The 22,614-nt window shown below is 40.9% G+C and carries 23 protein-coding genes and 1 pseudogene; 12 read left to right on the forward strand and 12 right to left on the reverse strand.

Going from position 1 to position 22,614, the window contains the following annotated elements; translation table 11 throughout:
- Nucleotides 1-41 precede the first annotated feature (41 nt).
- The 8 genes from eat to M9194_RS02275 all read right to left on the reverse strand — a co-directional run bounded on the left by eat (nucleotide 42) and on the right by M9194_RS02275 (nucleotide 8,093).
- On the reverse strand, nucleotides 42-1,430 hold the full coding sequence (eat, locus tag M9194_RS02240) for an ethanolamine permease (RefSeq protein WP_250610709.1): 1,389 nt from the start codon (nucleotides 1,428-1,430) through the stop codon (nucleotides 42-44).
- Nucleotides 1,431-1,595: 165 nt separating this feature from the next.
- Complete coding sequence (locus tag M9194_RS02245) at nucleotides 1,596-2,339, reverse strand: outer membrane protein OmpK (protein ID WP_250610710.1); 744 nt, start codon at nucleotides 2,337-2,339, stop codon at nucleotides 1,596-1,598.
- Nucleotides 2,340-2,369: 30 nt separating this feature from the next.
- Complete coding sequence (locus tag M9194_RS02250; protein WP_250610711.1) at nucleotides 2,370-2,999, reverse strand: substrate-binding periplasmic protein; 630 nt, start codon at nucleotides 2,997-2,999, stop codon at nucleotides 2,370-2,372.
- A gap of 201 nt (nucleotides 3,000-3,200) precedes the next feature.
- The gene (locus M9194_RS02255) at nucleotides 3,201-4,103 is read right to left on the reverse strand and encodes an EamA family transporter (RefSeq protein ID WP_250610712.1); all 903 of its coding nucleotides are present in this window, start codon (nucleotides 4,101-4,103) and stop codon (nucleotides 3,201-3,203) included.
- Between the two features lie 148 nt (nucleotides 4,104-4,251).
- Nucleotides 4,252-5,271: an ABC transporter ATP-binding protein gene (locus M9194_RS02260; protein WP_250610713.1), complete on the reverse strand. Its 1,020-nt coding sequence runs from the start codon at nucleotides 5,269-5,271 to the stop codon at nucleotides 4,252-4,254.
- Complete coding sequence (locus M9194_RS02265; RefSeq protein WP_250610714.1) at nucleotides 5,268-6,056, reverse strand: ABC transporter permease; 789 nt, start codon at nucleotides 6,054-6,056, stop codon at nucleotides 5,268-5,270. The genes M9194_RS02260 and M9194_RS02265 overlap by 4 nt, the downstream gene beginning before the upstream one ends.
- Nucleotides 6,043-6,879, reverse strand: coding sequence for an ABC transporter permease (locus M9194_RS02270; RefSeq protein ID WP_250610715.1), 837 nt, complete (start codon nucleotides 6,877-6,879; stop codon nucleotides 6,043-6,045). Before M9194_RS02270 ends, M9194_RS02265 begins: the two co-directional genes overlap by 14 nt.
- Before the next feature lie 77 nt (nucleotides 6,880-6,956).
- Nucleotides 6,957-8,093 (reverse strand): ABC transporter substrate-binding protein, encoded by a 1,137-nt coding sequence (locus tag M9194_RS02275; protein WP_250610717.1) that lies wholly within the window; start codon nucleotides 8,091-8,093, stop codon nucleotides 6,957-6,959.
- A gap of 323 nt (nucleotides 8,094-8,416) precedes the next feature.
- Between M9194_RS02275 and M9194_RS02280 the strand changes: the two genes are divergently transcribed.
- The 5 genes from M9194_RS02280 to M9194_RS02300 all read left to right on the forward strand — a co-directional run bounded on the left by M9194_RS02280 (nucleotide 8,417) and on the right by M9194_RS02300 (nucleotide 12,226).
- Nucleotides 8,417-9,076, forward strand: coding sequence for an HAD family hydrolase (locus M9194_RS02280; protein WP_250610719.1), 660 nt, complete (start codon nucleotides 8,417-8,419; stop codon nucleotides 9,074-9,076).
- A 103-nt stretch (nucleotides 9,077-9,179) separates the two neighbouring features.
- Complete coding sequence (locus M9194_RS02285; RefSeq protein ID WP_250610720.1) at nucleotides 9,180-9,986, forward strand: alkaline phosphatase family protein; 807 nt, start codon at nucleotides 9,180-9,182, stop codon at nucleotides 9,984-9,986.
- Between the two features lie 150 nt (nucleotides 9,987-10,136).
- Nucleotides 10,137-10,694 (forward strand): HD domain-containing protein, encoded by a 558-nt coding sequence (locus tag M9194_RS02290; protein ID WP_250610721.1) that lies wholly within the window; start codon nucleotides 10,137-10,139, stop codon nucleotides 10,692-10,694.
- Nucleotides 10,691-11,554, forward strand: coding sequence for a phytanoyl-CoA dioxygenase family protein (locus M9194_RS02295; RefSeq protein ID WP_250610722.1), 864 nt, complete (start codon nucleotides 10,691-10,693; stop codon nucleotides 11,552-11,554). The genes M9194_RS02290 and M9194_RS02295 overlap by 4 nt, the downstream gene beginning before the upstream one ends.
- 279 nt (nucleotides 11,555-11,833) lie before the next feature.
- Complete coding sequence (locus tag M9194_RS02300; RefSeq protein WP_250610723.1) at nucleotides 11,834-12,226, forward strand: hypothetical protein; 393 nt, start codon at nucleotides 11,834-11,836, stop codon at nucleotides 12,224-12,226.
- 77 nt (nucleotides 12,227-12,303) lie between these two features.
- Here M9194_RS02300 and M9194_RS02305 read toward each other — a convergent pair whose 3' ends face one another.
- Nucleotides 12,304-12,918 carry a fumarylacetoacetate hydrolase family protein gene (locus M9194_RS02305; RefSeq protein WP_250610724.1) on the reverse strand — a complete coding sequence of 205 codons (615 nt, stop codon included), beginning with the start codon at nucleotides 12,916-12,918 and terminating at the stop codon, nucleotides 12,304-12,306.
- A 439-nt stretch (nucleotides 12,919-13,357) separates the two neighbouring features.
- On the opposite strand from M9194_RS02305, the gene M9194_RS02310 reads away from it, so the two are divergent.
- From M9194_RS02310 to M9194_RS02325, 4 genes are all read left to right on the forward strand, one after another.
- Complete coding sequence (locus M9194_RS02310; RefSeq protein ID WP_250610726.1) at nucleotides 13,358-14,251, forward strand: DMT family transporter; 894 nt, start codon at nucleotides 13,358-13,360, stop codon at nucleotides 14,249-14,251.
- Nucleotides 14,252-14,294: 43 nt separating this feature from the next.
- The gene (locus M9194_RS02315; RefSeq protein WP_250610728.1) at nucleotides 14,295-14,918 is read left to right on the forward strand and encodes a glutaredoxin domain-containing protein; all 624 of its coding nucleotides are present in this window, start codon (nucleotides 14,295-14,297) and stop codon (nucleotides 14,916-14,918) included.
- Nucleotides 14,919-15,177: 259 nt separating this feature from the next.
- Complete coding sequence (locus M9194_RS02320) at nucleotides 15,178-15,849, forward strand: response regulator transcription factor (protein ID WP_250610730.1); 672 nt, start codon at nucleotides 15,178-15,180, stop codon at nucleotides 15,847-15,849.
- Entirely contained in the window at nucleotides 15,833-17,239 is a 1,407-nt protein-coding gene (locus M9194_RS02325) for a sensor histidine kinase (protein WP_250610732.1), read from the forward strand. The genes M9194_RS02320 and M9194_RS02325 overlap by 17 nt, the downstream gene beginning before the upstream one ends.
- 84 nt (nucleotides 17,240-17,323) lie before the next feature.
- On the opposite strand, the gene M9194_RS02330 is transcribed toward M9194_RS02325, so the two are convergent.
- Nucleotides 17,324-17,503, reverse strand: a complete 180-nt coding sequence (locus M9194_RS02330) for a hypothetical protein (protein ID WP_250610734.1) — start codon at nucleotides 17,501-17,503, stop codon at nucleotides 17,324-17,326.
- A gap of 210 nt (nucleotides 17,504-17,713) precedes the next feature.
- On the opposite strand from M9194_RS02330, the gene M9194_RS02335 reads away from it, so the two are divergent.
- Nucleotides 17,714-18,106: a hypothetical protein gene (locus M9194_RS02335; RefSeq protein WP_250610737.1), complete on the forward strand. Its 393-nt coding sequence runs from the start codon at nucleotides 17,714-17,716 to the stop codon at nucleotides 18,104-18,106.
- Nucleotides 18,107-18,537: 431 nt separating this feature from the next.
- Entirely contained in the window at nucleotides 18,538-19,509 is a 972-nt protein-coding gene (locus M9194_RS02340; protein WP_250610738.1) for a hypothetical protein, read from the forward strand.
- A gap of 172 nt (nucleotides 19,510-19,681) precedes the next feature.
- On the opposite strand, the gene M9194_RS02345 is transcribed toward M9194_RS02340, so the two are convergent.
- Complete coding sequence (locus M9194_RS02345; protein ID WP_250610739.1) at nucleotides 19,682-21,808, reverse strand: hypothetical protein; 2,127 nt, start codon at nucleotides 21,806-21,808, stop codon at nucleotides 19,682-19,684.
- Nucleotides 21,809-22,188: 380 nt separating this feature from the next.
- Nucleotides 22,189-22,311: pseudogene (locus M9194_RS02350) on the reverse strand (recombinase family protein); the annotation flags it as partial.
- A gap of 117 nt (nucleotides 22,312-22,428) precedes the next feature.
- Here M9194_RS02350 and M9194_RS21800 point away from each other — a divergent pair.
- Nucleotides 22,429-22,584 (forward strand): ATP-binding protein, encoded by a 156-nt coding sequence (locus tag M9194_RS21800; protein WP_431769389.1) that lies wholly within the window; start codon nucleotides 22,429-22,431, stop codon nucleotides 22,582-22,584.
- Nucleotides 22,585-22,614: the final 30 nt, after the last annotated feature.

Raw genomic sequence — 22,614 nt, forward strand, 5'->3', positions numbered from 1 at the left:
GTCTAATTGACGATTAGGCCAAATCGGTACCGCTTCACTCACTACGACTCAAGTTCAATTTCTGCTTGAGCTAACAAGGCAAACTCTTCTTCTGCACTTTTTGCTACCCGTTTATGCTTACCTGTTAAGAAGTAGTAGCCGACACCGACAAGCAGCAATGCCATGGTGTAGAGAAACGCATGTTCGTTGTAAGCAAAAACACCGGTCAGCGCGACAAGCGACAGCAATAGAGCAAGGCCCGAGGTCACGATGCCTCCAGGCGTTTTATACGGCCGAGGAAGGTTTGGCTGTTTAATACGCAGTACAATATGACTGGCTGACATCAATGCATAAGATACCGTTGCCCCAACAACTGCCATGGCAAGAATGAGATCACCTTGGCCAGAAAGCGAAATCAAAAAGCCTATTATCGCGGGGAACACCAAGGCTCGAACTGGCACCTTACGTTTGCTCGTTAGTGACAGCTTTGCAGGCAAGTACCCTGCCCGAGATAAAGCAAACGTTAATCGACTGTAACCAAAAATAGTTGAAAAAAATGATGCGATTAAGCCCGCAAGCCCAAGGATATTAACCAAAATAGCAACATGGCTGTGTCCTGTGGTTTTGAGGGCATCAACAAGTGGTACCGCACTACTACCAATGAGTTGAGCGCCCGCGGCACCCGCGAGTAAAACCACCACCAATACTGCGGTCACCGTTAATATCAACATCGCGCCAATAGTGGCTCTAGGGATATCTTTCGCGGGATCTTTTGCTTCTTCAGCTGCCAAGGGTACGCCCTCAACGGCTAAAAATAACCACATCGCAAAAGGTAACGCTGCCCAAACTCCATAATAACCGAAAGGTAAAAAGCTATTTCCACTCCCTTCTGGAACAATATCGAACAAGCGTGTAGCATCGAATTCTGGAACAAGCGTAACACTCGTCAAGACAATCGCAACTATGGCTAAAGCACTGATGACCATCATCGCTTTTAACGCTTCACCCGCCCCATAGATATGTATGCCGACAAACACCAAATAAAATACCGCGTAGACAAGTGGGCCGTTAAATCCCGTTAGTTCATGAACCGCAGAGCCAATAAAAATGACCACAGCCGCTGGTGCCAATGCATACTCGATTAATACGGACAGTCCTGCAATGTAACCTCCTAGCGGCCCCATTGCTTGGCGTGCAAAGCTACTGCCTCCACCTGCTGTGGGGATGGCGGCGGACATTTCCGCAAGAGATAGCACAAGTGCAAAGTACATCCCCCCCATTAATAACGCCGCGATAACGAAGCCACCCCAGCCTGCTTGAGCAATACCAAAATTCCAACCTGCGAAGTCTCCTGAAATTACGTAGGACACGCCCAATCCCGCGAGCAAAATCCATCCACCTGCTCCTTTTTTTAATTGCCGTTTGGCTAAGTAATCTTCATTTGCAGACATAGACACTTCCTTCTCAAATTTGGCTGAATCTTGCGACAGCCAATGTTAAAAGAATGTTTCAGTGTATCTTTATGCAGGAAATCTGACTTACTTTGTACAGTAATTACATGGATTTATAGTCAAACTTGAGAGCACAAGCGTGATTAGTTCAACGTTTCACAGCGTTTATGGAAGGTTAAATTGCACAGAATAAATAACGGCGTTGGTGTTTACCGGGAGAAACAAGTTGTTATACATAAATCGGTAGCGAATACCCATAGAGACAGTGTCATTGGCTTGCCACAAAATAGCTAGAGCACCATTGAGAGACGCTCTCGATGTTTCAGACATAACCGCTAAGTAGCTCGCGTCACGAGAGAATTCTGTTTCATTCCATCCAACAATACGAAATTTTTCCTCCATTATCTTGAAAGTATAAGCACCTCGGATGCCAACGATTCCACCATTAAAACCGTTGTAGCCGATGCTTTGTCTTTGGGTATTGGAGTATAGCGCGCCAACCCAAGGGGCCACAAACCAACCTTGGCCTTCAAATCGATAACTTAAGCCCATCGCTCTCTCATCCACACTAAATCCAGGACCATCCACTGAATGGCTTTGAGCATAGAGCCGCAATTCTTTAAACCCAGTTTTATACGCGACACTGCCTTTCAACCTAGTTCGCCACTGCTCTGAGCTCTTATTGAGATAATGTAGGGAAGCGGTACCGTACAATTCTCCCCAATCAAAGCGGCTTCCACCATACAGAGCCACACTGGTGTTATCCACATAAGGGGAACGATCTTTGGTGCCGGGAGAAGGCACATAATAATTGGCTGCCACTGAGCCAAAACCGGACAAATATTCAGCTTGAGTCTCAAATATCGCAAAACTGCTAAAGAGAAAAATAAGTGGAGTAAATCGCTTCATCCAGCTACCATTTTCTCTCGTTGGTGATATTTATTGTGTCGCCGCTTCATAACTTTCTGGTCGTTTCTCTTGCATGAGGCGTTTTGCCGCACTTTCTAATTTCGGCAACAAGTGTGCATGTGACTTGTGAATATAGTGATAAAGGGGCTCGTATGAGATAACAGGGCTGGCCACTTTTATTTGCGGGAATTTATCTTTTAAAGAAAGGTACATCACTTTAGGAGCAAACCACACGTCCACCCGGCCTTTCTCTAGCATCATTGCCCCTTGCATGCCAGAATCTACTCGGTAGATTTTTTTGTATTCCTTCAGCTTTTCTACGTAACGCATGCCTAAATGCGCGGCGACCACCTTATCTTCGATTTCTGAAAGGTGGGAATAATACTCTGGGCCAACACTAAACAAAAATATTTCCATATCTGCTAGCGGCACATCGACCCTAACCAGATTTTCTTCGTTTTCAAGGTGACCAATTCTCAGGTCTAACGCATCATACTGCCCCTGATTGGCACTCCTTAGCGCCCTTTCATTTGGCAAGTAGACAAACCGGACATCTATACCCAACGCATTGTAAATGTATTTCAGATCGGGCTCTAACGTGACACCAAATTGCTTTGCAAGCTCTGCATCTCTATACACATTGCCAATTGCTATCGTCATGGTTTCTGCGTGAACATTCGAGGATAAAAGCGACAGAGAGGCTAAGGCGAGCAGAAAAGCTTGATGCCTTCGCCTGATTGGATGAATGAATAACCGCCGCCAAATCGACATTTTGTTTGCTATCCCTAGTCTTGTGACACTTTACTACCCATAATCATAGACTAATCCGAAACATCAACAGGGTTATCGCATTTTCAACGTTTAACTTAAAGACAGCACCAACCCCACTAAGATCATCGTAACGCCAGCCATGCGAGCATAACTCCACGATTCTTTTAGAAAAACACAACCCATAATGACACCAAATACAATGCTTACTTGACGAAGCGCTACTACAAGACTGACGTTTGCCGTCATATCCATTGCAATGAGCACCAGTCCGTAAGTCCCTGCCATCATTACGCCCGCCACCCCAGCTTGCTTTTTAATCTTCCATGCTTGCCTGATTTCGTTGGTCTTAAAGGTAAAGAGGCACCAAACCAATATAGGTAGAGCGATAGCCAAAAACTGAACGCCCAAATAGAAAATGGCGGTATAAGTATCACTCATCACTTGCTGGGTTAACTTGGATGCCAAACCAAGTGCATGTTTATCCACGATGGAGTAGCCTGTCGTACCAATGGCGGCAATGAATGACCAAAAGACGCCAAGGTTGCAATAGGATCGCCATTTTAAGTCGCGCATACTGGTTAATGGCACCAATACGCATCCCAAAGTGATTAACACAAACCCACTCCACTGAGTCGCATTGAGTAAGCTACCAAGAAGGGAGGTCACTATCCCAACCATCAGTACGGGCAAGGCTCGGACTATTGGATAAATCACGCCGATTTCAGCATGTTTGTAGGCAACGATCAGACCGACCAAATAGACAATTTGGAAAATGCCACTCGCTAACACCATAATCCAAAATGATTCGGGTAAAGTATGCCAACCTATTTCAAGCAAATACCAAATAATATAAGGCGTAAGAATCACCGACACTGTCGCACTAGCGGAAAGCGTAAACGCGACACCCGAACCACGACTGCTCTTACCAAGAATATTCCAGCCAGCATGAAAAACAGCGGAAATGATGACTAATGTCATCGCAAAGGTGTTCATTATCGCGTCTAGACCTGTGACAAAATTGGTGATAGATAAGAGGTCACTTGCATTTGGGTATAGCTATAAAATAAGCTTTGCTCAACCTCTTCGTTGAGCGCTAACAATAACGTAACTTATTGAGCAAAGCTATGTTTTAGAAGGGCAATCACGACACTTGTTTGACTTCACTCGTTGCAAGACAAATTTCAATCGATGAGCCAATATCGTGCAACTGACGGGTATTACGAAATAAGGTATCAACGGTTAACAGCACTGAGTTCGACTCAACTTGATAACGAATAATATTCCCCAATAGAGCGCGCTTTTTCACCGTGGCTTGATAAACGTCGCTATAGCCTTCTCCACGAATCCTGATATCATTTTCAATGATGTATATCGACTCAGGTCGAATCGCTACTTGGTCTACCACCTGATGCAACCCAAACTGCTCGGCTTCATGTTTATTTAATATGTTAAAATTGCCGATAAACTGAGCGATAGAGGTGCTAGCAGGTGCTGTGTAGATAGATTCGGCATTTCCGGATTGTATAATCTGCCCTTTTTCCATCAGCAAAATACGATCAGAAAGGGCCAATGCTTCTTCTTGATCATGGGTAACCAAAATAGTGGTAATATTCAGCTCTTTCTGAATCTCCAGCATTTGATCACGTAACTGACGACGAATTTTGGCATCAAGTGCCGAAAACGGCTCATCAAGCAATAGCAGTTTAGGGTGAACAACCAGTGTCCTCGCCAAGGCAACTCGCTGCTTTTGCCCTCCAGACAAGGAATGCGGATACGCGGACTCTTTTCCTTTTAATTCAACCAACTCAATAACTTGTTTCACTCGGCTTTGAATTTCATCTTTGCTTTTGCCATTCACTTTTAAACCGTAAGCGATATTTTGCCAAACCGTCATATTTGGAAAGAGCGCGTAAGATTGAAACATCATACCTATCTTGCGATCTTTTGGCGCAACCGTCGTCATATCTTGGCCTGCTAAAATCATCTGACCTCGGTCTAATGGCGTTAGCCCAGAAAGGCTGCGCAGCAACGTCGACTTACCACAACCACTTGCGCCGAGCAAACTAACAAACTCACCTTGGTTAATATCAAAGGAAATATCACGAAATACCGGATTCCCAGAAAATGATTTTGCTAAATTTTTAACTTGTAGATAGCTCATGATTTTTTCCTATTTGTTAGCAAGGTGGCAAAGAGTGTGATGAGTAAAGTGAAAGCAAAATAAGAAATCACGATAGCGCTTTGATAATGACCACTGGTACCCATTTTTTCGTTATAAATGAAGACCTGTAACGTTTCATAAGCACTACCTACCAGCATCTGAGCATAAACAAACTCACCAATTAAAATTGAAAACGAGAGAAACACTGAGATGAACAGCCCCTTTTTCAACATCGGCACCACGATTTCAAAAAACGCTCGAAACGTGCTGCTGCCCAACAGGTGCGCCGCATCCAACAACTCGTGAACATTAATCCCATGCAAGTTATTGATAATACTTCGGTATATGTAAGGCAAGGCAATGGTGACATAGATCAAAATGAGCATCCATGGTGATCCGACCAAAGTAAATGGGCCATTCGAATACAGGTTCAATAAGCCGATACTCGCCACCACAGGCGGCAAAGCAAAAGGAAGTAGTACAAGAATTTCCATGTACTTTTCAAATTTTGGGAAATAATAGTGAACAACGAAAATGGCTGGGGTCACAAACAATACGCTGAACACTATCGAAGCGATGCAGATCCAAATTGAATGTTCAAAAGCCGTGATAAACAACGGATTTGACCAAAGCACTTTATACCAATGTAAGGTAAAGCCACTAGGTAAAATGGTGGATGCCCATTCATTGACAAAGGAATAGACGGTAATTCCCAGTAACGGCAACAGAAGGAACAACATAACAATCGCGATGATCAAATAATGCTTCAATTTACTGCTTTTCATCAAACGACCCTTTTAACAAAAAATGATTAGCAATCGAGATCACCACCAACACCAAAATTAAGATCAAAGCCATCGCACTCGCCATATCTGGTTGCAAGAATATACTTCCACTAATCATGTCCGCGATTCGAATGGTTAATAAATTAAACTCACCCGAGGTCAGCGCGTATGCGGTCGCATAAGCGCCCATTGCATTTGCAAACAAGATAATAAATGTGCCAAGAATCGGTCTGGATAGCATGGGTAACAAAATCTTGCTGTTGTAATCGAACCCGCTTCCACCGAGCAAAGATGAGGCTTCTTTCCATTCACTTTGTATGTTGTCCATGCTCGGATAGATGAGTAACAAGCCTAAAGGAATCTGGAAGTAGCTATAAATCACGACAATGCCATCCAGTGAGAAGATATTGAAATTGGTGACACCGAAGTGTTTTAAAATGAGGGTAAATACACCACTTAGGCCGAATACAACGATAAAAGCAAAGGCGAGCGGCACGCCACAGAAGTTGCTGGTCAAATTCGAAAAAGACAAAGTTACGTCGCGTACTCGCCCACCCACCTGATGGACAGAATAGGCGCACAATGTCCCTAATATAATACCAATCAAGCTTGACCAAAATGACACTATCAAACTATTGGTGATGGCTTGATAGTAAAGTTTGTTCGTGAAAATCGTAATAAAATTGTGTAGCGAAAAACTGTCATTGTCCAAAAAGCCATGTATCACTACCCAAATCAACGGAGCAACCTGAAAGAGCAGAAATATTAGGATAAGTGGAACAAGACAAGTCAGCGCTTTTAAAGGGACGCGTTTATTGATCATAATTCGGTTAACTGCGAGTAAAAAGAATATTAACCGGGGTACATGCCCCGGTTAATCGTTAACACCGTATGTAAGACTTAGCTTAGATAAGGCATGACATATTGTTGCCAATTGGCAGGAATAGACTTAACTGTCTTAGTCCATGCCGAATAGTTTTTGATATGGAAGGTATTTTTATATTCTGACGCTGGTAGTAGTTTCTTCTTGATTGCTTCAGGTAACTTGACATCGCTACGAATTGGACGCGCGTTACCTTTAGCAAAGTTAATTTGCCCTTGATCACTGAGCATATATTCACGAGACAGTTTTGCCGCAGCTAACTGCTTACCGTTAATATTTAGCGCAGTAGAGTAGCCATTGGTGACCGCTCCATCACTTGGGATCAGCACTTCGAAGTTACTGTTATTTTTAAGTAACGCGTGCATGTTTAGCGCATTAAAGTCCCACATAATGGCAACACCGATACCACCTTTAGCAACGTTGGCCAACGTTGGTGTTTCTAAAGTAAGGCGGTGGTTTTTCGCTAATTTTTCAAAATAGGTGTATCCCGGTTTTAGGTTGTCTTCATTGCCACCCATAGCATGGGCCGCAGACAACAACGCCGCGTTAGCTTGACCCGCACTACCAACTCGACCGATAGAGATCTTGTAGTGTCCATTGACTAGATCATGCCAACTTGTAGGGACAGTCTTCACTAGGGATTTATCAACGAGAAAAGCGATAGTACCTGTATACGAGAGCATACAGGCACCGTCTGGCGTCTTCGCCCACTCAGGAATTGAGTTCCATGTTGTTGGCTTAAACTTGGCTAGTAAGCCCTTCTTATCCGCAATCTTACAATAACTAAAGCCCACATCACCGATGTCTGCGTTGGCGTGTTTACCTTGGGCGATAAAGGTCGCAATTTCTTGACCTGAGGTCATGTTGTTATCAGTGTGTTTGATGTGATACTTATTCTCAATATCTTTCCATGTCTCAGAATAATTCGCCCAATTATTAGGCATTCCGACACTGTGAATTTGACCTTGCTTCTTCGCTTCTTTTGCCAACTCTTTTAGCACAGAAGGCGTCGCAGTGACGGCACTTTGTGCTTTGGAAAACGCAGAAGATTGAGTGTTTGATGAGGAGGGTGATTTACTTTGGCTACAACCAGCTAGCGCAACCAATGCAATCGCACTAATAGCAATGGTTGACGCGATGGATTTCTTGTTCATAAACCTAATCTTTCATTAGTAATAATATGGCGATGGAGCCTAATTATTATTCTTGAAATATTTCAAATTAATTAAGATTACATTTCACAGCCATTAATAATTAAGGAGAAATACCAAATTTCATTGATTTTCAAAATGTTAAATCACATCCCATTTATTTACCGAACCTGTGATAATAAAAATAATCGAAGTTTTCATGACTGCATTCTCAATAAACTTCCATTTTATTTGGATTATTGTTAATTAATAGAATGATGAGTCTATAAACCGGTTATCACTTCTGTTAGGGTTAATTGGAGTATTTTAATTAGTGAGAAATCAACATGTCTAAACCTTTATACGTATTCGACATGGACGAAACGTTAATTAGCACCGACTGTGCGTCCTTATGGCACGAATTTTTAGTGGCAAAAGGTATAGCGATACGTCCAGATTTTATAGAAGAAGATAAGCGATTGATGACGCTGTACGCACAAGGAAGAATGGACATGGGCGACTATTTAAAGTTTGCCATTTCTCCCATTGCTAATATCCCTGTCGAAGAGGTGAAATCACTAGTCTCGGAGTGTGTGGAACAATACATATTACCGAAACAATACCCTCAATCCATTACCCTCATCGAGCAGCTTGCCCGCGATGGAATCGATATGGTCATTATCTCCGCGAGCGTTACCTTTCTCGTGGAGGCCGTTGGCAAACGCATCGGCATTCCCAATGCGCTAGGCATCGATTTGGTTGAAAACCAAGGCTGTTTCACCACCGAGATATCAGGCATACCAAGTTATCGCGAAGGTAAAGTCACTCGATTACAACAATGGCTAGCATCACAAACAACCGAGTACTCTGTGATTCATTTCTATACCGATTCAATCAATGACCAACCTTTGTGTGAGTTTGCAGACTTCGCGTACCTAGTCAATCCATGCCCTCGATTAAGAGCAATCGCAGACCAACCAAACTGGACCATTTTAAGCTGGGGTTGAAACCGACATTTCCGCGCAACGTCAAAATCCATATTTCACAACGGTGTTGGTCACTGGGTAGGTCCAACTTAATGAAAATATTTGAATCAAGAGAAATATCACTATGAGCAAGAAGGTCATTCTTGTGGTTTTGGATGGTCTGAACTTTCATGTCGCCCAAAACTGTATGGGCTACTTGAACGGATTAATCGAACTACAAAAAGCCAAACTTTATCAAGTGACAAGTGAGCTGCCTTCCATGTCACGACCACTATACGAATGCATCTTAACTGGCGTTCGCCCCGTCGAAAGCGGCATCGTCAACAACGATATTGCCCGGCTCTCTCACCATGAATCCATTTTTAGCCTCGCAAAAGCGCAAGGTAAAGTCACTGCCGCTGCGGCGTATCATTGGATCAGTGAGCTCTATAATCGCGCCCCATTTAATGCCAAACGCGATAGATTTACCAGCGATGAAACACTCAATATCCAACATGGCTGCTTCTATCACTGGGATCATTATCCAGATGAAGCCCTGTTCCTTGACGCCGAACACTTACGATGCAGCCACGAGCCAGATATCTTACTTATCCATCCGATGAATATTGACGACACTGGCCACAAACATGGCTTAGATTCACGCCAATATCGTAACAGTGCGCGCATGGCAGATATCATCCTTTCAAACTACCTTGAGACGTGGTTAGCTGATGGATACCAAATTATTGTTACGAGCGATCATGGTATGAACAATGATCTTTCTCATGGTGGGATTTTGCCAGAAGAGCGACAAGTGCCTTTCTTTGTCATTGGGGATGCTTTTACTCATCAAGATTGCGAAATACGTCAGACAGATATTTGTGGTATTGTCTGCCAACTGCTCAACTTAGATCACAACAAACCTTACATACCGGAGCTACTAGCCCTGTAAAACACCTGCTAGGCGTAGACTCATTTGCGTCTAGCTTAGTTAGCCTCATTCCTACTGTCATAAAAAGTTCAACCACTCGTCAACCTACTCTAATGTGGATTCCAGTATCCTGCGCATTCATATTGAAATACGCAAATCAGGTTGGCGGACATGACTACCGAATTATTGAATACTCTCACCAATCTTTATGACGAACTGGGGCACATGCGATATGGCGAAGATGTGTCTCAATCTCAGCATGCCATGCAATGCGCCGAGTTAGCAATAAAAGATGGCGCAAGCGAAGCGCTCATCATCGCCGCTTTACTTCACGATATTGGCCATCTACTGGAACAAACAAGTATTGCCTACGGAAACTACCGGCACGACAAACTGGGCGCTGAATACCTTAGCCATTGGCTCCCCCCAGAAGTAACAGAGCCAATCCGCTTGCATGCTCAAGCAAAACGATACCTATGCGCCACAGTGCCAAATTATTACGAAACACTGTCAGCGGCCTCCAAAGATTCCCTTGCTAATCAAGGTGGTGTGATGTCTAACTTGGAGTGTCTGTCCTTTGAAAAAGAAACCTATTTTAAGCAGGCTGTGCAGTTAAGGCGATGGGACGACGAAGGTAAGGACATCACGCTCAGCCACGAAAATTTCAGTGGATATTTGCAACACCTACAGAATGTAGTTCCAACCAATCAAAGAGATAACATTGTATGAGTAATAGTGAAGTGTTCAATTTATACGGTTACAAAGTCCTTGCTAAAGCGCTATCGCCTAGCGAAATCTCACAGCTTGATACCACGGACAGACAGCTCACCGCACAAGCCAAAGACATTTTACAACAAGTACAACGCAGCGGCTCTTCACTGGCTCAGTTTTATAAAACGTCACCAAAACAACTCATTGTGGTGCCAGAGAGAGACGATCCGACAAAAGTATGCCGAATAGAATATTTAACCGAAAGCCACGAATTCATTAAGCGCACATTGGTTCCTAAACTTGCCAAACTCATACAAGATGAAATTGGTCAGCCTGTAGCGTTATTTAAAGACAAGTGCAATGCCAAAAATCCTGGAGGCGGAGCATTTAGGCCACACCAAGATGTCGTCGCCTATCGTCATTTCGAGCCTAACTATCACGTCACTGCCGCCATATTTCTCGACGAAGCTACACAGGAAAATGGATGCCTGAATTTTGCAACCAATTACAAGCAGTTGGATAAGGCGTTATTTGAGTCAACCGAGCTTATCAACCAACAATATCTGCCTGTCTTCCCTCGTTATCAAGGAGGAGCCCTGCATGGAGATATTCAAGAAGAAGTTTGTAAACATTTAGATTGGCAGATGCTTGAAGCCAAGCCTGGTGACGTAGTCTTATTTGACTCTTACGTCCCACACTATTCCGAAGCAAACCGCTCACAACACTCAAGAAGAGCCATGTTTTTCACCTTTAACCTTGCCGGGCAAGGCCAGTACTACCTAGATTACTACCGGATGAAATATGAGCAATACGATAATCCCGTCTTTCACATTTCAACACCTTCGGAACATTTAGCATCTGAAGACGCTGGGCAATAGATTCCTTAATTTTATGCTTGCATCCCTCAAGTGCCCTATCGCACTTGAGGGTATAGGCTGGCTAATATTTAGTCAAACAACTAATTAAACCCCCAATTTAATATAATCCTTTCCGGAATTTAACCACAAGCTGATATTCGGTTAACTAGATGAACAAGGTTATTCATGTCTCGTTCACTCTAAAAAGAATAATATACGAATCAAAGGAAACATTAATTACAAACGTAATTTTAACACTGAATCCTAGGTTAATTATTAAGCTTATTTGGAGCGTATATTATGAAAAAATCAATTCTATCTCTCTTAGCCATTTCTGCTTTAGCTTCAGCCAGTGTTTTTGCCGCGACAAGCACGCCAACAAACGCTACAGCTGTAAATACCGTTTCTTCTACAGCAATAACCCAGAGTACAGGTGACGTCCAATTCAAGGTTACGCCAATGAGTAATTTGACTAATGTAACTGTATCGGAAAATGGCCATGCTCTTAGTAATTATCCAGTTCAGCTAAAAGGGGCAACGACAACGGAAACGTTTACTACAGATAAATCCGGCACGTTTTATATTCCTGCTGTAACACATGCAAATAAAAGTTATACATTGCTAGTAAAAAATCAAAATGGTCAAGTATTCAAGAAAACGGTATTTATTTCTGACCCTGCCTCAAACAACTAACGACGAATAAAAGTCTAGAACACGCAGAATAAAGGGGCTCGCCCCTTTATTCAAATTTAGCTCTGGTGACGTTCACGTTATTGGGCATGCCACTCAACTTCAACTAACGTTTCTTCTCCGCATTTAAGGCGACATACAAACACATCGCCTTGATGGACCTCACCCACACCTTCTGGTGTTCCAGTCATCACAATATCCCCATCACATAATGTGGTGTATGATCGAAGCTCATCTAAGATAACACTTGGCGGATACATCATCTGTTTAACATGACCGCACTGAACCCTAACACTATTAATGTACAACTCAATCTGAAGATCAGACATATCGATACCTTGTAAGGACACAAAGCGACTGAATACGGCGGAATTGTCGAAACTTTTTGCCCGCTCCCAAGGAAGCCCTTTTGCTTTTAGACTTGATTGCAACTCTCTTTTGGTTAAATCCAATCCAACGCCGACCCCATGGTAGTCACCATCTTGCACAAGAAAGCAAATCTCAGCTTCATAATGCAAAGGTTCATGATGAGAGGCGTAAAGCTGATGAGCGATGCTACTAGCAGGCTTGTTAAACACCACCATTTCATCAGGAACAGAGTTGTTTAGCTCTTGAATATGATCCAAATAATTTCTGCCAACGCAGACCACTTTAGTTGGAACAATCACTCTTTCACCCATTGTTACTGAATACATGTCACCTACCTTCGCCGCTTCATTTTTTCTCTTCAATTTTTGCTATTGTAGCCGAAATTATCATCACTATTCGAATTGTTATCAGTACGCGCTACTGTGTTGCCCTAAATTAGTGATAACTCACTAAATTGGGGCAACTTTTTGTTCCGAGCTGTTACTCAATGCCCATTTAATTAGGTATGTCGTTTTGGCACGTTGATTGCTCTGCTCTAAGTTGCGAATACTACGCACGTATTTGCACTTACATCTTGTTGTTCTGTACCTAAGCTCCCTCGTGGTGCTTTTAGCGTCGAAGACCTTGAAACGTCATTGCTTAGGTATTGGGATTGTTGTGACTTTCATGTCCTTTGCCTCCAATTTATTGGAGGCATTTTCTTTTTCCATTTCACTCACTATGCCATTATGCTAAACCAAACCATGACCGCTACTACAAAAATCAATGGAACATTCTCCTATTAAAGGGGCAATATGGATGCTCACTGCGGGCCTTTCCTTTGCCTTAGTCAACAGCTTGGTACAAGTTGCAAGCATCCACTATGGATTAACCTCAACCACTGTTGGGCTGATCCAGTACTTTATTGCCCTCTGCGCCATTTTGCCTTACTTGAATTCGTTAGGCATTCGAGAATCATTAAAAACTAACTTTCTCGGCATGCATATCTTTCGTGTGTTTTTGTCTGTTATTGGCATTCAACTTTGGCTGTGGGCACTCGCCTACCCTGTTCCCATTTGGCAAGGCATCGCCCTTCTCATGACCTCTCCTTTATTTGCAACCATAGGCTCAGGCTTGCTGTTGAAAGAAAACGTCGGTGTGGCGCGCTGGGGAGCAACACTGTTTGGCTTTATCGGAGCCATGATCATATTAGAGCCTTGGTCTGACGCTTTTAGCTGGGCATCCATGCTCCCCATTGGAGCCGCTTTCTTTTGGGCCTGTTACTCCCTAATGGTTAAGAAGCTGTCTGCAACCGACTCTCCCTCAACGATTGTCGTCTATTTGCTGCTACTGATTACCCCTTTTAACCTGCTACTTGCCTTTCCCGAGTGGACAACACCGAAAGGGGCCACCATCTGGATCATATTAGTAATCGCAGGGGTTATGACGGCGTTGGCACAGTGGGCCATTGTCAAAGCATACTCGGTGGCGGATGCATCGTTCGTGCAACCTTTCGATCATGCCAAATTACCGCTAAACGTTCTGGCAGGATGGCTGGTCTTTCATTGGGTGCCGCCAGGTAGATTGTGGCTAGGTGCAGCCATTATCATTGCATCGGTTGCATTTATTACCCATTGGGAAGCAAAAAAACAAAAATCAATGAAAGAAACAACTGAGTGACAAGTTCTACTAATACAGAGCAGACATTCAGGAGCAAACGCACATGACCACACCAATTAAAGTTACCTTATACCGCTGGGCAGGAAGCTGGGGGCCATTTAAAGTGAACATCCCCTGCGGTGAGTGCACACTAACTAAAGATATCTTATCGGACACGTTTGCCAATGAGCTGTCTGACGTGCCTATCGATTTGGAAGTGAAAGACTGGCTTTCTAATTGGTGGGAACCTTTAAAGGTTGGCGCTTGGCATGCGCCCATTATTATGGTGGAAGGAAAAGTCATCAGCCAAGGCGAAGCGCTGAACCGTGGTGTATTGGTTCAATCTGTCATTCAAGAGTGGACCAAACGAGATACCTTAAAAGGCAATATTGTTTACGGTAAAGCCACATGCCCATTCTGTGTCAAAGCCAAGAACTTGTTAGACGAAGCGGGTATCGACTACCAGTATTTTGATGTCGTCAAAGACAGCTCAGCGTTATATCGAATGATCCCTGAAGTTAAAGCCCATATTGGTCTAAAAACACCCGTTACCGTACCGCAAATTTGGTTAGACGGACAATACATCGGTGGTTCTGATAACCTCGAAGCCTGGTTAAAAGAAAAAGGCGTCACTGTGATTCCTGATAATGTTGTGGACATTGAATCGAATCAGAGCTCTGCAGGTTAGACCCAAATATCCATTTGAGCCAGACTGAGATATTCTGGCTCAAGATTTACCCTTACTACTCTCGGTGTAGAGTGAGTTTCACTCCTCTTTGCTCAAATTAGCACATGCTCAATTTTTAGTATGTAATACATTAAAACCGATAAGAAAACACGAAAATCACCATAGAGAATCTAACAAACTGGCTGCAATCGCACTAAACTTTACCGCAAATCGCCAACATTAAGTTCTTTGGGTAAAAAGCTGTGAGGGAGCACTGCAAATGAAGCTACTTTTAGTGGAAGACGACTTAGAGATTGCTGGGTTCATTACTAAAGGTTTTTTCGAGCAAGGTCATTCTATTTTTCATGAAACTGAAGCAAAAACAGGGCTTATTCGTGCCGCAAGTGAGCATTTCGATGTCATCATATTCGATCGCATGCTACCGGGTATGGATGGTATTGATGCTGTACGCGTGCTGCGGCAAAGCCAAGTGTATTCTCCTGTACTCATCCTCACCGCTAAAGACAGCATAGGAGATAGAGTAGCTGGCCTTGAAGCCGGTGCCGACGATTACATGGTCAAACCATTCGCTTTTGAAGAGCTCAATGCCAGAGTTAAGGCTTTAGCTCGCCGCCAGCCATTTAGCGAAAACTCAACCCAGTTAACAGCAGGTCCACTTACATTGGACAAACTTAGCCGAAAAGTAACGCACTCTGGTATCGAGTTAGAGTTGCTGCCTCGTGAATATCAAATACTTGAGTTGTTACTTTCCAATCAAGGGGAGCTCGTTACTAAAACTATGTTGCTTGAACAAGTATGGGGGTTTCAATTTGACCCTAATACCAGCCTCGTTCAAACTCATGTCAGCAGACTGAGAAACAAAGTAGACAAAGCTTTCAACACCGAGCTAATTAAAACTGTACGCGGGGCAGGCTATGTCCTCTCTTTCTGAGTTGAGCTCTGGTACGATTTGGCGATCCTCTACATTTAAATATACATTGATCTCCTCTGCACTTTTTTTCGTCTCAGCTTTAATCTTGCTGGGTATCGTTGGAGGGGCATTTCTTTATAAAACCAATCAAGCTGACAAACAGGAGCAAAGTGAAGCATTTATTTGGATAGCCGAAGAGATTGATAAGAAAGGAATTAGCTGGCTTAATGAAGAATTTAGCCTTGAAGCAAGTGATCTGAACGACCTATCATTCTGGAATAGTCGAATTCAGAATAATCAGTACGCCATATATCTTGATGTCAATAATCAAAGGTACGGATACTTACCTCTTGCTAAAGCCACGTCAGGTTGGAGCTGGCAACATATAGACATCAGCCAAACTGACGAACATGGTGAGATTCATATTGAACACCTCAACATCAGGGTTCTTCGTCGGAGCTTTGATAGTGGTGGAACACTGGTCATCGCGGCAAATGAAAGCTATGACTATCAGTCCACGCGCAGTGCTATTTTAAGTGGGCTAGTATGGGTGTGTCTGACCGCACTACCACTGTCTGTGTTAATCGCATACCAGCTAAGTCACAAAGTGTACCAAAGGCTAGATTTGCTTTCGGATAGCCTAGAATCTATTGGGGCATTAGACCTTGGAGAACGTTTGCCCACATCAGATAAAGCCGATGAATTTGACCGTCTATCGATGCACATTAATCAAATGTTGGCTAGAATCGAACACCTCAATACCAATATTGAAGACGTCACTATAGGTATTGCGCATGATTTAAAAACCCCACTAACTAGGTTAGCCAATCAGCTGCAGTTAATAGAAATGGATCCCAACAACTCAGGCGAGCACGCAGAAAAAGCACAACATCAAGTCGCTGCTATGCTAACCACATTCAATAGTCTTTTGCGCCTCAGTGAAATTGAGTCAGGCAAGAGAAAAGCTCACTTTACTCCAGTAGATTTGTCCGGGCTGATTGATAATCTCGTTGAAAGCTACAAGCCCGTTTTTGAAGATCATAAGCTGCAACTCTCAAGCGCAATTGTACCCGGAATCTCAGTTGCCGGAGATACCGAGCTACTCAATCAAATGGTCATCAACGTATTTGAAAACAATATAAAGTACACAAAAATCAATGGGCGGGTATGGGTGCACCTTCAACCTTCTGAGTCAGGGGTGATGCTGCAACTAGGAGATGACGGCCCCGGTATTGATGCAGAGCACAAGGAACGCATTTTCGAACGCTTCTATACAGCCGATGCAAGTAGAAGCGAATCCAGTAATGGTTTGGGGCTTAGTCTGGTTCAGAGCATTGCCCACTTACACAATGCCACGATCAATCTACTGCCGGAACAGAAAGGCGCAGTTTTTAACATTCATTTCAAATGATAAACCATACAAAATTGTAATATTTGTCATAGGATCATGTAAACATCTCTAAGGTTTTCTCTACATATACTCCTTTTAATACTTTTAAAAAGGCAAGGAAAACCAAGTGAAATTACAAAGAACAAACACAATTTCAGACATTTTATCAATGAAGCTTTTTTCAGTACTACTGGGGGTAATGACCGGGTAGCTGCGATAACCACCAACTTTTAATGTTGGTACATACTCGGCGCGGTTCATATTCCCAGGTACGGGTTGTGTCATGGAAGACTAGCTGTTACTGATTTAACGTATTGGTAAATAATATCCCTCTAAAACCTGAAAGTACTGTGCAGGGTGTTCAATGGTCAAACTTTGCAACGCACACAACGTTTTAGAGATGGCAATTAAAGCTTACTATTATACGTAAGACATAGTCGTCTACTAGGATGATAGTTGAATGTATCTTTTCATTAATGCAAAGGAAGTTAAAAAATGAGAATCACTTTAGTTATATCAGTACTTGCTCTGGCAGGGTGCTCGACTATGTTTAATAGTGGCAGCCAAACGATACTAGCAAAAACCTCAAATGATGCCAAACCTAAAGTTGACATTACAACCCCTAGTGGGACGTATCAAACTACCCTACCAACAACCATAGTAGCGGTTCCTTCTACAAATACTGAAGTATCAATCACTGTTGTAGATCCTTGTTATGACCATGCAACCGTGGTGGTCAAAAAGTCTGTGACGCCTTCATATTGGGTAAACATTTTAAATGGATGGGGGTTTCTTATTGATGCAGCAACCGGAGATATGTGGAAGTATGACAATAACGTGATGGTACCTCTTAAGAAAAAGCAGGGTAATGAAGGGCTTTGCAGTTGAATGAGCACAAGTTCGCTTATGCAGCTCAGCTAATAAATAGAGCTGCATAAACTGGGTGCAATGGAACGAATGATATGAACGCCTTCTCACACCCATAAAGTATTAATAAAATTAATCCATCTTCATATAAAGTAAATCTTACTAGATTGACTGGAATTATCATCAGATCTAACAATTAAAATATGAGTAGCCATCCATTAGGATGGTGGCTAATTCATATTCATCCGTTAACTTTATTTAAAAACTCGCAGATAGGGTTAATTTAAGATAAGTATCACATTGATTTTATTTGTAAGTTTTACTGTGATTTATGTTAAATTTAATAACTTATTTCAAAGGTATAATCCCTTGTAAGATAGACTGGTATCTTGATTTGGTAGCTACCTTATTATAATAAAGCCATATCTTTATCATGGATTAAAATATATATTATGGAAATAATACTAAACCTAAACAATCATTTCTCGGCGACAAAGAATTTAATTAACTGTAAGTTAGGTGGTATTTTTAGAGAAACGACAAACACTAGACAATTAAGAATGTTAACAAATCTAGAAGAAACAAACTCTTTTAGACATGGAGTGTTATATATAGATTTATTGATACAATTGTCTGATAGTAAAAAAATATTTCACAAGAATAAAAATAAAATACTAAGATGCAAAAATAGCACAATTTATTTTAAAAATAATCATGTACCTTTATTTAGTGATTATAAAAAAATAATCAGGATGACCAAAGAATACTTAGCCGCAAGAGTTTTTCTAAAAATTATAGCGAAGTCTAATGTTGTAGAGTGTCACACAGGTGAAAGTAGGTGGCTTGATCGATACGAAGGTATGATGCAAGAAGAGTGTAACGGGGCGGTTAATGGAGACTTGATGCTTTACTTTTTCGATCACTACCCCAAGAAAAAATTAGAGGAGTTAAAGAAAAGAATAATTAGTTATCAAAAAAGACAAAGATATTTATCATTAAAAAGAAAATCACTATATTCATTTGATAAATCGGATTATCTAAGTAAACTAGAATACTTAGTCAATTATTACCAATCTTTTAATACTATCTTGAGCGGTATAGATGTTAACAAAGCGAAGGGTTGTGAAGGATATTTAAGGAGAATGTTAATTGATCTAAATTCTGAGTATATATCTTCAAGGGAAACATCTAAAAATATAGCGTATCTACTTAAAAAATACAATAACGAAAAAACAGATAAAATAGAAATAATATTTAAACAGTCATGTAAAGACGTAACATATTTAAAAGACGTAGAGTCCTATATTAAAGAATTAATTAAAACATATAACGCTTACAATCGTAATCCAACATACAGAGTGAGTTATGAAGATAACGAAGAACTAGACAGTATTATAAGGTTTGGTGACAAAACAAGGCTATAAGAGTGCATTATACTTTATAATAACTATATGGGGTTTTGGTCATTGAACCCCAAATACTGAAGTATCAATCACTATTGTAGCTCCCTGTTATGACCATGCAACCGTTGCGGCTGAATGAGCACAAATTCACTTATGCAGCTCAGTTAAAAAATAAAGCTGCATAAGCTCTACGTTAGATTGCCTTCTGTTTCCCTGGTATGTAATTTTTTCTCGAGGTCTTAACCTGGCGAGGCTGTAACAGTTGTATCGACATAAAGGCTCTCATTAACTCGTTTAAGCAGGCTATTGGACTACGATCAAGAATTTTCTCTTCACCCGTATATTCCTTAAGGGCAGTCAACCTCAAACAGTTACTCACTTCTGTATGTTTAGATTCTCGATGAACCCTCAATCGCTCAATAATTTCTAATGCGATCGCTTCTTTAAGATGTTGTATACAAAACATACTGTCACACAAATTATCATAGGCTTTATGGACCGTTCTTTTCTTCTCAGACCCTTTAATGGGCGTTGTAGTCACCTCGGCAGCAGGTTTTAATGATAAGAAACCTAGTGAGCTCTCGCGAAAGAATTTTTGATTTTGAAAGGCTGTCAAGTCAGTCAACATCACCAGAGTTTCTCGAGGCATGTCCTTTACATCTAATAATACTCGATTTGAACCCAAAGAGCCTGACTTTATGCGAAATGATGTGTTTTTACCATGTTTTGGCTCGCATGATGAAAAAACAAAATCATCATTTGCAACCAAATCAATATCAAAGGCTGGTGTATTCTCCGTATTAAACCGAACACCTGCATCTTCCAGTGCAACGCGCGATAGTAAGGTGATAAAGTGGGCGTCTCCTTGTGACAAAGTCGTTAAGTTGGCATTGGTACAATGCACACCTTGATATTCTTGATCCAAGACATAGCGATGAAAGTAAATTTCTTCTCGACTAAACGGTTGCAAGCGCTGCTTCATTCTTACGATATTACATGCCGAGAGTTTTTGTATCGCCTCAAAGGGGTCTTGATTCATTTTATAAACGCGAAATCCAAACTCATTACGAGGAAATTGATTCCATTTATCTTTACTCAACAAATGGCGGTAAGTTTGAAAATACTTTCCCTTATACAATTTACGGTATGCTCGCTCTGCATCCCTACTAGCGGAGGCGATTTTAAATCCATGAAGTTCCAAGAACTGGTCCATATTATTTAAATAGTTGTACATGTTTGCATCCGATATATTTTCCTTCCTGACCCTATAATCTATTGTATCGGGCACTTCATTTGAGCTTAGTGGTTGGTCAGGAAGCAGCTCTGTTGTATGTATATCACGATGAAAAAATGATTGATACTTCCGTGTGCTTCCTGACTGATAATAGACATGCAGACTCTTTCGAAGGTCATCTTTATGATGGGTGAGTAGCTTTCCAGATTGGTAGTGATTATGCTGATATATTAATTCATCAATTATACTTTTGGTTTTATCTATAAATTTTAAATCCGCTCTATTTTTCTCCCTTGAAACTGTATAAAAACCCTCCCCTTTTTTATACCAGTAATCAAGTAAAATATCCATTCTTTTGTTGACTTGTTTTACTGAAATATACTCATTTCTTAATTCTGTTATTATTGTTTCTATATGATATTTCACCATATCTTCCTTAAGAAAATACGGCTCTTTATCATTGGATAATACCAGGATTGAGAACAATAATGACTCACAACTATCTTGAAGAAATTTCAATTTATTTAAGTACTCTGACCTCAAATTGCAGGTGCTAACTACAGGGTTTTTTCCTTTTTTTAAAATGACATTCTTTTCCTTTATGAACTCTAGCTTACTTTTAGAAAATACAGAAAAAAAGTCAACAAGGACTTTCCCGCTGATCTTTTCTTTCCATCTTTCATATGAAGACTTTATTCTTTCTGATTGACTTTTATTGATATAACTGTATATATCAAATACACGAGAGCGTTTTATTACGTCTTTTAAAAACCTTGCTGCCAAGTATTGTTGATGCAATTCAATCACGATTTTACTATTTGACTTTTTAAAACACAGAGTATCATCAATGCAGTAAATATAAGACTCACTATGTTTTCTATACGTTGAAATACTATTAGACAATGCAATCAGAAGATCTATTGCTGCTTCACTATCTACATTTTCTCCATTGACAAAAAAATATTCAACGGGATTAAATGAACTTCTTTTTATATGTCTTTCTATACCTGATGTTATAGTTTCCTCAACTAAAAGCCTAGAACCAATTAAGTATCCATTTAATTTTTTTACGACCACATCTTCCATGTTAAACCCCCTTAGAATTTTTAGTAAAATCAGATAACAACTTATTTTACTAAAAATATTAGGATTAAATAATCCAGTTAAATTAACACTATATAAAGTAAATCTTACTTATTTAAATTAAGATAACGATAAAACTATCATTTAATTTTGATTAGAAAGAACTCAAAGACAGAGTTACACAAAAAACTTTCAAATAAACATCATTTCTATTGTATTTGTAAGATTTACTATACTATATGTTATATTTAATAAATTACGTTAAGTAATTAATTCATTTAATATATCCTTTCTTTATTCAATGGACTATTTGTTATAATCCAGAAAAATAAGTCAAAACTTTTTATATTGGTTAAACATTATGGACATATTACTAAACCTAAACGACCACTTCGCTTTTCTTGATAAATGAGTTCACAACCATAAGCATTCAGCTTGGACAGTTGTACATCCAAACTTTGACCCGTCGAACTGACCCGAGCGTAACCAACATTAGATTTGGACATAATGCTATCAATTATTGTAAGAAGTTTTGATTTTATAGTTCTGATAGTATTTTTGATAGGTTATATATAGGCCCATCAAAAAGTATATGTTTTGATAACCAAAAGAACAAAGAGTGCATTTTCGAACGCTTCGATACAGCCGATGCAAGTAGGAGCGAATCCAGTTATGGTTTGGGGGTTAGTCTGGTTCAGAGCATTGCCCACTTACACAATGCCACGATAAGTCTACTGCCAGAGCAGAAAGGCGCAGTCTTTAACATTCATTTCAAATGATAAACCATACAAAATTGTAATATTTGTAAT

Source organism: Vibrio sinus, from assembly GCF_023634645.1.
GTDB classification, from domain to species: Bacteria; Pseudomonadota; Gammaproteobacteria; order Enterobacterales; family Vibrionaceae; genus Vibrio; species Vibrio sinus.